The sequence below is a fragment of the Natronosalvus halobius genome, from assembly GCF_024138145.1.
Classification (GTDB): Archaea; Halobacteriota; Halobacteria; order Halobacteriales; family Natrialbaceae; genus Natronosalvus; species Natronosalvus halobius.
The window spans coordinates 3,318,052-3,331,011 of the sequence record NZ_CP099997.1; the positions used below are offsets into that span (position 1 = coordinate 3,318,052).

A 12,960-nucleotide genomic window follows, 5' to 3' on the forward strand; every position below is an offset into this window, starting at 1 on the left:
GTTTATACACCTGGCTCTAGGTCTTGGCGTAATGGAATCGCCAGGTTCGGCTCCGAACTGCACTCGAGCGGACGTCCAACGCGTGTTTTCGCGGCTTGAGGAGCCCTCGATGCCGATTTCGGCCACCGAAGTCGCCGACGAGCTGGAGTGCTCCCTGGAGTCTGCCCGTCGAACCCTGTCTGAACTCGTCGAACGAGGCACACTCCGGTCGAAGCGAATCGATGAGTCAACTCGAGTCTGGTGGCGCTCGAGCGACGCTGAGCGTTCCGATGGGCGAACGGATCGAGAGAAGTTCAGCGCCTTCGTCACCGCCGTTGAGGATTACGCCATCTTCATGCTCGACCCCGATGGCACCGTCGCCAGCTGGAACGACGGGGCGGAACGGATCAAGGGCTACGACGAAGCCGATATCGTCGGCGAGCACTTCTCCGCGTTCTACACCGACGACGACACTGCCGCCAGCGTTCCCGAGCGAAACCTCGAGCGGGCGACCACCGAGGGCCGCGTCCAGGACGAGGGCTGGCGCGTTCGCGAGGACGGCTCTCTCTTCTGGGCCAACGTCACCATTACGGCACTTCACGACGAGGGGACGCTTCGTGGATTCACCAAGGTCACTCGCGACATGACCGAGCGTCGAGACTACGAACAACGGCTGCAACGGGAACGCGACTTCACCGCCCAAGTGCTCGAGACCGTCCCGGTCGGGATTCTCGTGAGCACGCCCGACGGCGACTTCACCCGGGCGAACAGGCGAGTCCTGGACTGGCTCAGTGCCGAGGCGTCGTCGTTCACCGACCACGACTACGACCACGACCACGAGACGTGGGACGTCTACGATGCCGCCGGCGAGCAGATCCCGTTCGAGGACTGGCCCTTGATGCAGGTCGTCGAAACCGGCGAGCCAGTTTTTGGCTACCAGTGCCAGATCGACTCGCCGGCACGCGGTCGGCGGTGGGTATCGATCAACGCCGCACCGATCGACGACGGCGACGACGACCGAGTCGTCTTCTCCGTCGAGGACGTCACCGAGCAGCACGAACGCGAACAGCAACTCCGTCGCGAGCGCGACCAGACCGAGCAACTCCTGCGGACGGTGCCGATCCCCATCGGCGTCTGGAACGCCGACGGGGAGACGGTGATGGCGAACCGGCGAGCCCAGGAAATCCTCGACGTTTCCGAACAGGAATTCCTCGACGATCCCGCCGGCGCCGGTCGGTGGAGACTCTACGATCCTGATGGGAACCCGATCGACTCGACCGAAACGCCGTCCGCGCGCGCTGCAGCGACCGGCGAACCGGTTCGCAACGACGAAGTCGTCGTCGAAATGCCTGACGGCGATCGCATCCACCTGCACGTGAACGCCGCGCCGGTGCTCGATCCCGATGGGAACGTCGAACGAACCATCGTCGCCGGCGAGGACATCACCGACCTCAAGGATCGAGAACACCAGCTGGAACGACGGAAGTCGGAACTCGAGACCGAACTGAGCGAAATCCTCGGTCGAATCACCGACGCGTTCTACGCGCTCGACGACGAGTGGCGGTTCACGCACGTCAACGAGCGCGCTGAAGAGTTAATCGACTTCGAGGATCAGGGACTGGTCGGCGAGCACGTCTGGGAGGTCTTCGACTGGGTCACGAACACGCGTCTTCGCGACGAGTACGAACGGGCGATGGAGACACAGGAACCGACCTCGTTCGAGTTCCACTACCCCGACCCGCTAGACGCGTGGCTAGACATACACGTCTATCCGTCGGAGACAGGCCTTTCGGTCTACTTCCGGGACGCCACCGAACGGAAAGAGCGCGAGCGCCAGCTCGAGGAGTCCGAACGGCGCTACCGCACGCTCGTCGAACATTTCCCGAACGGCGCCGTCGCGCTCGTTGACGAGCACCTCCGCTACCAGACGATTGGTGGCACGCCGCTCGACGGGGCGGACGTCGCGGTCGGGTCCGGATTCGGAGCACCGGTCGAGGACGTCCTCCCCACGCCGCTCAAGGACGAACTCGTGCCGCGATACGAGGCCGCGCTCGAGGGGGAGCCCAGCTCTTTCGAAATCGAACTCGGCGAGCAAGTCTACCAGCTCCAGACGGTCCCGATTCGCGACGAGAGCGGGGACGTCTTCGCAGCCCTCGGAATGTCCCAGGACATCACCGAGCGCCGAACGTACGAGCGAAAACTCGAGGCGTCGAACGAACGCCTCGAGCAGTTTGCCTACGCGGCCAGCCACGACCTGCAGGAACCCCTGCGGATGGTCTCCAGTTACCTGCAGCTAATCGAGCGCCGATACGGCGACGACCTCGACGAAGACGGCGAGGAGTTCCTGGAATTCGCCGTCGACGGGGCCGAACGCATGCGCGAGATGATCGATGGGCTCCTCGAGTACTCGAGAGTGGAAACCCAGGGGAACGCGTTCGAGCCCGTCGACCTCGAGACGGTTCTTTCGGAGGCGCGAGCCGACCTCCGGTTCCCCATCGAGGAGAGCGGAGCCGACGTCACGGCGGACTCCCTCCCCCGCATCGAGGGCGATCCGACCCAGTTGCGCCAGGTGTTCCAGAACCTGCTGAGCAACGCGATCGAGTACAGCGGCGACGAACCGCCCCGCGTGCACGTCGCTGTCGAGCGGACCGGTGACGTCTGGGAGGTGTCAGTTCGCGACCAGGGAATCGGCATCGACCCCGACGACACCGACCGGATCTTCGAGGTGTTCCAGCGCCTCCACAGTCAGGAGGAACACGCCGGAACGGGGATTGGACTCGCGCTCTGTCGACGGATCGTCGAGCGCCACGGCGGGACGATTCGGGTCGAATCGGCCCCCGAAGAGGGTGCGACGTTCTCCTTTACGCTCCCAGCGGCGGACGGCGCCGTCCAGGACTGATCGGACGTCCCTTTCTCGAGACGAATCCTTCTTTCGCGACGAGATTTACACTCTCGCGACGGATCCTCTCTCCCGACGGATCCTCTCTCGCGCGATTCCGGTGATCAGCCGTTCGGTCGAATTTCCGCTCCTGCTCGCTGAATCATGGTCTTCTCGATCCACACCGGCTCTCGAACGCCGAGATCCGGTGACCAGGGCGCTCCGCCGCGAGCCACTCGACGAGCCAAGATCACTGGGTGAAACGGGATTTCATACAGCTACATACAGTTTATCACGTGGCACCCGGGCCGCTCGAGCGGTTGTGAGCACTTTTACGTCCACGGCGGCTACGGCGCCCATGGTGCGGAACGTCGCCGAGCTGTTGGCAGAACTCGAGGCCGAGGACTTCTATCTCCTCTCGGGAATCGAGCAGGGAATGCGCTTCTCGGAGTGGGTCCAGCGCGAGAAGCTGTCGAACTTCTCGGGGCTCACCCCTGAGAATGTGGACTACCGCCTCGAGCGCTGTCTCAAGCGCGGGCTGGTAGAGAAAAAGACGATCCAGTACGAGGGGTACACCCTCCAATTCGAGGGCTACGACGCCCTGGCCCTCCGGGCGCTGGTCGAGCGGGATACGATCTCGGAGTTCGGCGCCCCACTGGGCGTCGGCAAGGAGAGCGACGTCTACGAGGTCAAATCCTACAAACCGCTGGCCCTGAAGTACCACCGGGAGGGCTATACCAACTTCCGGGAGGTCAACCGCGAGCGCGATTACACCTCGGAGAATCAGCACGTCTCCTGGCTCTACACTGCTCGAAAAGCCGCCGAACGGGAGTTCGACGCCCTCGAGACGCTGTATCCCGATGTCTCGGTTCCCCAACCGATCGACCAGAACCGACACGCCATCGTGATGGAGAAGATGCCGGGGGTAGAGCTCTCGCGAACCCGGTTCGAGGACAACCAGGTGCTGGGGGTGCTCGAGTTACTCTTGCGAGAACTCTCACGCGCGTACGAGGCGGGGTACGTTCACGCGGACATGAGCGAGTACAACGTGTTCGTCGCCGAGGAGGGGGTGACGATCTTCGACTGGCCACAGGCGGTGCCGACCGATCACGAACACGCCCGCGAGTTCCTGGATCGCGACCTCGCGAACCTGGTGGGGTACTTCCGGCGAAAGTACCCGTCAGTCGTCCCCGAGGACCTCGAGAGCAACGCGATCGCTGCCGAGATCGCTGCCGGAGAGTTCGATTCGTTGTCTGTGTAGGGCCCATATACTCTATGATGCTATAGGTAATTGGGGCGTCGATCGAAGAGCATCCCCGTCACAGATGCTCTGAAGACGCCCTCAAATCCGTTCGAGCCCGAAAACCGCCTACTCGAGTTCTGCTGCTGCCTCTCGAAACAGGCCGTCCAGAATCTCTGGCGTGGTCGGGTGGTACGCCCGGTCCGGAATCTCACGGACGTCGAGACCCATCTCGACGATGACCTGCATCGTTTTGGCCATCACGTCGGCGTGGAGGTGCAGTCCCTGGTAACCGAGTACGGTCCCGTCGCGAGCACTGACGACCAGCGTGGCGACGCCCTCCGGGTGGTTCTTGGTCTTGAAGACGCCGTCGTCGGACGCCTCCCTCGAGACCACGACCGCGTCCATCGCCGAATCCGCGGCGGTGTCCGGGGTGTGGCCGACGCGAGCCACCGGATAGGTGCCCAGGCCCGAAAAGATGACGTGGTGGGGAACGTTCGTGTAGGGCTCGGGGTCGTCGCTTCGAGCGTGGCGCAGAACGTTCTTTCCGGCGGCGAAGCCCTGTTCCTTGGCGACGTGGAGAATCGGTTCGCGGCCGTTGGCGTCCCCGACGACGAACGTGCGCTCGTCCTCGGCGGCCTGCATCGTCGGCGTGACCCAGCCCTGCTCCGGTTCCAGGGGCGTATGCTCGAGCCCGAGACCGTCGACGTTCGGACGACGACCGGTGAAGACGTAGAGTTGATCGGCCTCCAGGACGTCCTCGGTGCCGTTGCGATCGACCGTGAGCCGAACGCCGCCGTCAGTCGTCGGCTCGAGGCGCTTCTCGTCGGTGTTCGTCAGAATCTCGACGTCGAACTGGTCGCGGTAGATGTCGAGGATCGCGTCGCCGTATGCGTCCTCAAACTCCTCGAGCGGCCGGTCGTCGTGTTCGATCACGGTGAGGTCGACGCCGCCGACCTCGCTGAGATAAGGAGCGAGTTCGAGGCCGATGTAGCCAAAGCCCATCACGATCCCCGAGTCGGGAAACGACGTCGCGTCGAGGACGTCCGCGCTCGAGCAGTAGTCGACGTCTTCGATGCCGGGCGTGTCGGGAACGTTGAGCGTCGAGCCAGTCGCGACCACGACGTAGTCGGGTTCGATCGTGCGGTCGCCGACGGCGAGCGTACGGTCGTCGACGAACCTGGCGCGCTCGTGGAGAAATTCGACGTCGTCACGGTCGGCGAGGTCGTGGACGTGATTTCGTCGATGTTCGGCGAACCCGTGGACGTGCTCGTCCTTCTGGGCGACGACCGCCTCGGGGTCGACTGCCGGCGCGCCCTCGAGTCGGCCATCGTGTCGCGCCTGGTAGCGGTGCTGGGCAGCCGAGAGGACGTCCTTCGAGGGCATGCAACCCCGGAGAATGCAGAGACCGCCGCCGGGGTCGCCGTCGTCGATCAACGTCAGTTCGAGGTCGGTTTCCGATTCCCCGACGCGCTCGAGCAACTCGTCGGCGGCGGCGACGCCTGCGCTCCCGTAAGCGCCGACGATCGCGACATGGAGACTGTCCATATCGGCGAAACGGTGGCTTCCCCAATAGGCGTTCGTGCGGTCGTGCGTGGAGGGCTCACTGGCGACAAGAAAGGACGTTTTCGAGAACGGGCACGAAGTCGAGTCTAGCGTCGAAGCCTGGCTACGACACCCGTCCCGAGGAGCCCGAGGAGTGCGCCGAGAGCCCCGAACCCGGGGAGACCGTCGCTTTCGGCGCTCGAGCCAGTGTCGTCGTCGCTGCTGCCATCGTCGGCACCCGAGCCGTCGATCGACGCGGTTCGCTCCGAGAAGTGGTTGAACGCGACGTAGACGGTTGCCGTGGCCTCAGCCTCGGCGTGCTGGCTCACCATGTACGCGGATTCTTCGCCACCGATTGCACTCTCGAGTTCGGAGTGGGAGGACGCCTGGGCGGCAGCCTCGCCGTCGACGCGAACCTCGAGGTCTTCGAGCGTCCCGACGGTCTCTTCCTCGACCGTCGTCATGACGATCGTCCCCTCCTCGATGGCGCGGTCGACGGTGACGTCGACGCGGCGTTCGCCCTCCTGTTTGGCCTCGAGCGTCAGGTCTTCGCCGTAGGTGACCGCGTCGGCGACGGTTTCGCCGTCTCGTTGCTCGACGTAGACCTCGGCGGCGGCCGAGCCGTCGGCGATGAGTTGCTCCTGGGACTTCGTCTCGTCGGTGCGCTCGCCGTCCGCGTAGGACCGGAAGACGAGCGTCGACTCGCCCTCGAGGCTGGCCGCGACGTTGCCCTCCTCGTTGACAGTCACGTCGCCGTCGCCGATCACGAGGAAGACGCCGTTGCGCTCGTCGCCCTCGACGAAGACGCGCTCGCCGTCGCCCTCGGCGCTGGCCTGGACGTTCTCGCCGAGCTGTGCTTCGACGACCTGGGCGTCGCCACCGGCCCGGACGACGAGAATCCCGCGTTCGTTGTCGTGTGCCGACAACGTTGCGCCGCTCTCGGATTCGATTCGCGTTTTCGTCTGTGACTCGGCGCTTACCGAGAGGCCGGCGCCCTCGAGGCTCACGACGGTCCCGAGGTCGATACCGGCGCCGCCGCCGACGCCGGCGTTGCTTTGAGAGTCGACGGCGACCGAGGAGAACACGGTCTCGCCGCCGACAGCGTAGTTCGTCAGCGCGCTCCCCGAAGCCTCGAACTCGAGATGGCTTCCCGCGTACGTCTCGCTTTGGGTGGTCGCACTCGATTCGGTCGAACTCGCACCGACCCCGGCTGCGGCGACGAGACTGATAGCGAGCATCGCCGTGATGAGGACGGTTACGACTGCATTTCGATTCATTTCATCTGATCCGTTCGCCCGCACCATAAAAGGGGTTCTGACAGAGCCGTCCAATCGAACGGGGTCGAAAATCACCTCGAGTGCGTCCAGGAGGCTCGATTCACGATGCTCGATCCTCGATTCACGACGTTCAACGGTGCGGGCGGGAGAGAGGGTGTCAGCGAGAGATCGACTCGGCGCTGTCGGCGACGACCGCGTCGACCTCCGCTTTCGTGACGAGGGCGGCGTCGCCCGGAATCGTCCGCTTCAGGGCGGCCGTCGCGGCGGCGTACTCGAGTGCCCGACCGACGTCGTCGCCGGAAAGCCGGCGAGCGATGAACGCGCCCGTAAAGGCGTCGCCGGTGCCGATGGGGTCGTGCGTCTCGGTCTCGTAGGCGTCGTGGTCGTGGACGACGTTGTCGTGCCAGGCGAGCGCGCCCTGGTCGCCGCGGGTGACGACGACCGTCCGGAAGTCGAACTGGGAGCCGAGCTTGTGGGCGAGCTGACGGGGGTCGCCCTCGTACCCGAGTACGGTGCGGGCGTCGCGGGCCGCGATCACGAGCACGTCGATCCCGGGGAACAGTTTCGTCAGGGTGTCTCGCGCCTCCTCGGGCGACCAGAGTTTCCGCCGGTAGTTGAAGTCAAAGGCGGTGGTCGTGTCGTTCTGTCGCGCTGCCTTCAGGAGCTGTGCCGTGGTCTCCCGGAGCGTCGGCGACAGCGCAGGGGTGATGCCCGACGTGAAGAAGACGCGAGCGTCCCGGATGAGGTCGATGTCGAACTCCTGGGGCTTGGCGGTCGTGACCGCGGCCTCCGATCGGTCGTAGACGACGTTTGTCCCGCGGGGCTTGCCCCCGTGTTCGAGGTAGTACGTCCCCTGGCGGCCCTCGTCGCTCCAGACGACGTCGGTGTCGATGCCGTACTGCTGGAGTTCGCCGACGACGCGTCGGCCCAGCGGCGAATCGGGAAGCTTCGAGGTCCAGGTGGAGACGGCGCCGAGTCGCTCGGCGGCGACGGCGACGTTGCTCTCGGCGCCCGCCGCGCGGACCTCGAACTCGCTCGCGGTCTCGAGGCGTTCGTGCCCGGGCGGCGAGAGGCGGAGCATCGTCTCGCCGAAGGTGACGAGGTCGCTCACGCGTCTCCCTCCCGGGTCGGTCGGTCGGCGGTGAATCGCTGGCTCATGGTCGCAAAACGGAGGGGCGTGCTATAAGTTGTGTCGTTGGTGGCATCTCACTCGAGTTCCGAACCGGCGACCAGGAGGGTCGACCCGTCGTCGTTCTTCCAGCGCTCGAGGTCGAGATCGAAGTCGGAGTCGGAGTCGGAGCCAAACGCCTCGAGCAGTCGCAGGCTCGTCTCGACGTGCTCGGTTACGGCGGGAATCCGCAGGCGGCCGCCGCCGAGAACGAGGAAGTCGAGGAGCTGATCGGCGAGGTGGGCGTCGACGCTTCCGTTCCCCTCGAGGAACGTGACGGCGGCATTGGCGGCTTCCTCCCCGACGCGTTCGGCCGGTTTGCCGGGTTCGCCGAGTGAGGAAAAGCCAGCTCGGGAATGGGATGTCAACGTGGTCGCCGGCGAGTCGTCGGCGAACTCGAACTCGAGACCCAGCACGATCACCGAACCTGGACAGGCGCTCTCGGCCGTCGTCTCGACGCGCTCGCGGACCTCGACATTCGCACCATCCGCACCGATCCGGTTTCGCAACCGCTCGAGGGCACCCTCAGCCTGCCGTTGTGCGACGTCGGCGTCAGCCAGTGCGGCGGCTTCGGTGGAGTAGACGCGCACGCCCGCGAGGTCGCCCCGGGTCTCGAAATCGAGCAGTTCGAATCGCGAGGGAGCGAGGTGAAGTCGCAGTCGGCCGCCGCCCACGGGATAGAAGCCGCGACGGTCCACATCGAGGGCGGCCTGCAGGCCGTGTCGCCGGAGAAGCGGGAGTTTGACGTAGCGCAGGTAGTCCACGGGCGGTGACCAGGTGACATCCGTCCCGCCCGTGGCGGTCAGGGTGAGCGGCGACTCGAGACGGGTGGCCAGGGGAAGCACCGCGTCGAAGAGGAGCGTGAGGCTACCGGCGGTACCGACGTCGACGGCGTATTCCCCGCCCGAAATTTCGACTGCGCCGTCGCCGCCCGTTCCCGTACGGGGGTCGAACTCGACCGTCTCGGACTCGAGTTCGGCCCCCGAGACCTCGGCGTCGGTGATCGCCGCCATCGTCTCCAGGACGGCCAGGTGCTGATTGGCGAGCCCCGGATTCGGCCGGTCGCCGCGGACGTGCTCGAGACGAACGGACTCGCCGGTGAGCGCCGAGAGGGTGAGCGCCCGCCGGAGGAACTGGCCGCCGGCGTCGTGCCCGTCGAGGGTGTGCATACCTGCGTGGTCGAGTGCGGCGTGGAAAGGTCTTCTCGTGGTGTGCCAGGTCGCGTGGTGTGCCACGGCGCATCCGTGGGACTCGCTCGAGTGAGATGGACACGATAGGTCCAGACGAACGCGAGCGACTGGGTCGAATGGAACAACGGTACCGGTGCACGCTGGTGAAGCCGCGAATCTCTCTCGAGCCCCGTTCGCGATGAAAGCTTCCGGAACCTGAACCGTTAGGTCGCTTGAGTCGAGAGAGAAGAGGCATGCGAGGCTGGCGCGACCCACTCACTCGCCGATGGATCCTCTGGGGGACCCTCGGCGTCGTCTTCTTGCTCGTGAACGTCTACCGGCTGTCGACGGCCGTCCTCGCCGAGGAACTGATGGCCGGCTTTCGGACTACGGGCGCCCAACTGGGAACCCTCCACGCGATCTTCTTCTGGATCTACGCGCTCATGCAATTGCCGACGGGGATCCTGGCCGATCGAATCGGCCCGCGACGAACGGCGGCTGCGGGCGGGCTCGTGATGAACGTCGGCGCGATCTGGTTCGCGCTGGCCACCAGCTACGCGGGGGCGCTGATCGCCCGCGGACTCGTCGGCCTCGGGGCGAGCGTGATCTTCGTCTGCATCCTCCGGTTCTGTGCCAGCTGGTTCCGGGCCGACGAGTTCGCCACCCTCAGCGGCCTCAGCTTCGCGGTTTCGGGCGTCGGCGGCGTCCTCGCGACCACGCCGCTCGCGATCGCCGCGGAATCGGCGGGCTGGCGGACGACCGTCGGCGCGCTCGGGGTCTTCGGCGTCGCATTCAGTGTCGTCGTCTACGTGGTCGTTCGGGACACACCCGAACGGGCCGGCTTCGAGCCCATCGAGGGCGTGCCCGGCCAGCCGACGCTCTCGACGGCCGCCGTCGTCCGCCACGTCCGTACCGTGCTATCCGATCGGGTCACCTGGGTCGCCAGCATCATGCTCTTCTGCACCTCCGGGCTCAACCTGACGCTGTTCGGCCTCTGGGGCGTCCCGTACGTCGTTCAAACCTACGACGTCTCCGTGACCCACGCCTCGCTCTACACCCTCGCCGGCGGCGTCGGCATGATCGTCGGCCCGCCATCGATCGGCTGGGTGTCCGACCGCCTCGAGCGCCGCGTCGAGTTGATGGTCGTCGGCGCCGTCCTCTACGTGGCTTCGCTCGGTCTCGTCGCCGCGCTGGGGCGACCGCCGATCGCCGTCGTCGGCGTCGTCTTCTTCGTCGCGGGCGTCCTGCTCGGCGCGTTCGTCCTCGGGTATCCGCTGGTGAAAGACCGCCACGACGCGAGCGCGAGCGGCATCTCGACCAGCGTGATCAACGGCGCGGCCTTCTTCGGCGCTGCCGTGCTCCCGACGGCGATGGGGTTCGCCCTGGACACCTACTGGACGGGCGAACTCGAGGCCGGCGTTCGCGTCTACACCGCGACCGGCTACCGGATGGCGTTCGTGATCGCGACCGCTGCGGCCGTCGTCGCGCTCGCGTGTACACTCTGGTTGTACCGGTACGCGGCGGACGGGTCGAGCGTCTGACGGCCCGAGCGATTAGTACCTTTCCAGGCGTCGACCGTTGCGTGAAACCGGATGAACGCTATCGCTATCGGTTTCACCCATCTGTTCGGCCTGGAACGCTACTAGCCACACAATTTTTCGTCTTTGCCCTCTGACAAGCCATCGTGACCGACTCGAGCCGCCACCGATCTACTCACTTCGTCCGACCCGCACGCCTCGAAGACGCCCGTGTGATCCGGGCCGTCGCCCGCGAGAGCTGGCACGCCGCGTACGACGACCTCCTCGGCCCCGACACCGTCGAGACGGTGACCGACGAGTGGTACGCGCTCGAGGGACTTCGCGAGTCGATCGAGACGGGGGACAGCCACCTGTTCGTCGCCCCCGACTCGACTAACGGCGAGGCGGATCGAACCGACGAACTCGCCGGCTTCGTCCACGTCGGTCAGTGGCCGGACGAACCCACCGTCGGCCACCTCGCTCGCCTCTACGTTCACTCGAGCCACTGGGGACGGGGGCTGGGAACGGTGCTCTGTGAGCGCGGAGAACGAGCGCTCGAAGACGACGGCTACAGCCGGATTCGCCTCGAAGTGTTCGCGAAGAACGAGCGTGCGATCGACTTTTACGAGGGTCGAGGGTACGAACCCGTCGCCGAGATGGTCGAAGAACTCGAGGGCGAGACGTATCGGGTGTCGCTGCTCGAGCGCTCGCTGTGAGTTCGTAACCGCGTTTTCCGCGATTTAGAGCGTCTTGTCTGCCTCGTCCTCTTCGACGATCTCGAGCCCGCGGTTGTTCACTGCCATCGGATCGAGGCCGACCTCCTGGAGGAACCCCTTGTACTCGCGCTCGCAGGTCTCGGCGGCCTTCTGCTTGTCGCTGGCGCGATCACAGAGGGCGACGAGGTTCTCCGGGACGTCGTTCTGGTAAACGATCCAGTGGTTGATCAGGTCCGAGAGGCGGCGGATGGGGCTCGTGAAGTGGCCGTAAATCTCGAAGTTGAGCGCGTGGTGGCCGCCGAACGGGTCGTTCATGTACTTCGCGCGGGGCATCACCTTCATCACCGCCCACTGGATCTTGTCGAGCTGGCGACCCGGCGCGGTCTCGAGGGTCGCATTAACTGCTTTGCGGGGTTCGTCCCAGGTGTCGCCGGGGATGGAGACGCCGTCGAGGTCCTGGATCTCCTGAAGGGCCTTCGACCACTCGTCGGGCGTCGGCTGGGGGTGGACGCGGTACATGGCCTCGACGCCGCGCGACCACATGAGTTCGTGCGTGACGGCCTTGTTGGCCTTGAGCATGCACTCCTCGATGATGGTGTGGGCGCGGTCACGGCTGGGGTTCAGGACGAGGGAGCCGTCCTCCTTGCGGATCTCGTGCATCTCGTTGGCGACCTCGTAGACGAGTTTGTTTTCCTCGTGCAACGGCGCGTCGGGATCCTCGAGTCGGTTCTCGGCCTGAGAGTAGGTGAGCCGTTCGTCCGACTCGATGACGGACTTGTAGATGTCGATCGACTCGTAGCTCAGGGTCTCCTTGTCGAGGTGCATCTCGACGGTGTGGGCCAGTCGCTCCTCGTTGGGGACGAGCGAGCAGACCGACTCAGCCAGCACCGGCGGCAGCATGTGGATGGTGTAGGCGGGCAGGTAGACCGTGTTGCCGCGCTCGACCGCCTCGTTCCACATCTCGGATTCGGGGTGGACGTAGTGGGTTACGTCCGCGATGTGGACCCAGAGGACGTACTCGTCCTCGCGCTCTTCGATCGAGAGCGCGTCGTCGAAGTCCTGGGCGTCGATGGGGTCGGTCGTCCACGTCGTCATCTCGCGGAGGTCGCGCCGGTGCTCGAGTTCCGCGTCGATGTCTGCCTGTGGATCCTCGGTCAACTCCTTGGCCTCCTCGAGGACGCTCGCGGGGAACTCGTCGCGAATCTCGAACTTCTCGAAGAGGTCCTCGCGCTTGTTCTCGAGGTGGCGGGCCAGGTCCTCGGAGATCTGGACGGGACCTTGCCCCTCGGCCGTGCCGGCTGCGGCCTGTGCGTCGTCGCTCATACCCTCGGCTACGAACAGGAGTGCCAAAGTCGTGTCGGGACGCGTGCGTGGTGGTTCGCGGCAGCCGCGAGCCGACGTCGTCGAGGAACTGAACGCGTCCAGGACTACCGGTACCGATCAGTACTTGGTTCGCTCCAGTTCTCGATTC

At 65.5% G+C, this 12,960-nt stretch carries 9 protein-coding genes; 4 read left to right on the forward strand and 5 right to left on the reverse strand.

The window, feature by feature from the left end; translation table 11 throughout:
* The first annotated feature begins 31 nt into the window (after positions 1–31).
* Positions 32–2,878 (forward strand): PAS domain-containing protein, encoded by a 2,847-nt coding sequence (locus NGM15_RS16080; protein WP_253433151.1) that lies wholly within the window; start codon positions 32–34, stop codon positions 2,876–2,878.
* Between the two features lie 337 nt (positions 2,879–3,215).
* Entirely contained in the window at positions 3,216–4,118 is a 903-nt protein-coding gene (locus NGM15_RS16085; RefSeq protein WP_253433154.1) for a serine/threonine-protein kinase RIO2, read from the forward strand.
* Between the two features lie 108 nt (positions 4,119–4,226).
* Here the strand turns inward: NGM15_RS16085 and NGM15_RS16090 are convergent, their stop codons facing one another.
* The 4 genes from NGM15_RS16090 to rtcA form a co-directional block, all read right to left on the reverse strand.
* Entirely contained in the window at positions 4,227–5,645 is a 1,419-nt protein-coding gene (locus tag NGM15_RS16090; RefSeq protein WP_253433156.1) for a dihydrolipoyl dehydrogenase family protein, read from the reverse strand.
* Positions 5,646–5,749: 104 nt separating this feature from the next.
* Positions 5,750–6,919 (reverse strand): PGF-CTERM sorting domain-containing protein, encoded by a 1,170-nt coding sequence (locus tag NGM15_RS16095; protein ID WP_253433159.1) that lies wholly within the window; start codon positions 6,917–6,919, stop codon positions 5,750–5,752.
* 157 nt (positions 6,920–7,076) lie between these two features.
* Positions 7,077–8,030 carry a bifunctional 2-dehydro-3-deoxygluconokinase/2-dehydro-3-deoxygalactonokinase gene (gene kdgK1 / locus NGM15_RS16100; protein WP_253433162.1) on the reverse strand — a complete coding sequence of 318 codons (954 nt, stop codon included), beginning with the start codon at positions 8,028–8,030 and terminating at the stop codon, positions 7,077–7,079.
* Between the two features lie 95 nt (positions 8,031–8,125).
* The gene (rtcA, locus tag NGM15_RS16105) at positions 8,126–9,256 is read right to left on the reverse strand and encodes an RNA 3'-terminal phosphate cyclase (protein WP_253433165.1); all 1,131 of its coding nucleotides are present in this window, start codon (positions 9,254–9,256) and stop codon (positions 8,126–8,128) included.
* Positions 9,257–9,510: 254 nt separating this feature from the next.
* Between rtcA and NGM15_RS16110 the strand changes: the two genes are divergently transcribed.
* Both NGM15_RS16110 and NGM15_RS16115 read left to right on the forward strand, forming a co-directional pair.
* Positions 9,511–10,797, forward strand: a complete 1,287-nt coding sequence (locus NGM15_RS16110; RefSeq protein ID WP_253433168.1) for an MFS transporter — start codon at positions 9,511–9,513, stop codon at positions 10,795–10,797.
* 143 nt (positions 10,798–10,940) lie between these two features.
* A complete protein-coding gene (locus NGM15_RS16115; RefSeq protein ID WP_253433170.1) occupies positions 10,941–11,489 on the forward strand; it encodes a GNAT family N-acetyltransferase in 549 nt (182 codons plus the stop codon).
* A gap of 24 nt (positions 11,490–11,513) precedes the next feature.
* Here NGM15_RS16115 and NGM15_RS16120 read toward each other — a convergent pair whose 3' ends face one another.
* A complete protein-coding gene (locus NGM15_RS16120) occupies positions 11,514–12,812 on the reverse strand; it encodes an RNB domain-containing ribonuclease (protein ID WP_253433173.1) in 1,299 nt (432 codons plus the stop codon).
* Positions 12,813–12,960: the final 148 nt, after the last annotated feature.

Bases quoted from the DNA above. Each gene is read 5' to 3' on its own strand.
- NGM15_RS16085 (WP_253433154.1), top strand. From the start codon at position 3,216: ATGGTGCGGAACGTCGCCGAGCTGTTGGCAGAACTCGAGGCCGAGGAC.
- NGM15_RS16120 (WP_253433173.1), bottom strand. From the start codon at position 12,812: ATGAGCGACGACGCACAGGCCGCAGCCGGCACGGCCGAGGGGCAAGGT.
- NGM15_RS16090 (WP_253433156.1), bottom strand. From the start codon at position 5,645: ATGGACAGTCTCCATGTCGCGATCGTCGGCGCTTACGGGAGCGCAGGC.
- NGM15_RS16110 (WP_253433168.1), top strand. From the start codon at position 9,511: ATGCGAGGCTGGCGCGACCCACTCACTCGCCGATGGATCCTCTGGGGG.
- rtcA (WP_253433165.1), bottom strand. From the start codon at position 9,256: ATGCACACCCTCGACGGGCACGACGCCGGCGGCCAGTTCCTCCGGCGG.
- NGM15_RS16095 (WP_253433159.1), bottom strand. From the start codon at position 6,919: ATGAATCGAAATGCAGTCGTAACCGTCCTCATCACGGCGATGCTCGCT.
- NGM15_RS16080 (WP_253433151.1), top strand. From the start codon at position 32: ATGGAATCGCCAGGTTCGGCTCCGAACTGCACTCGAGCGGACGTCCAA.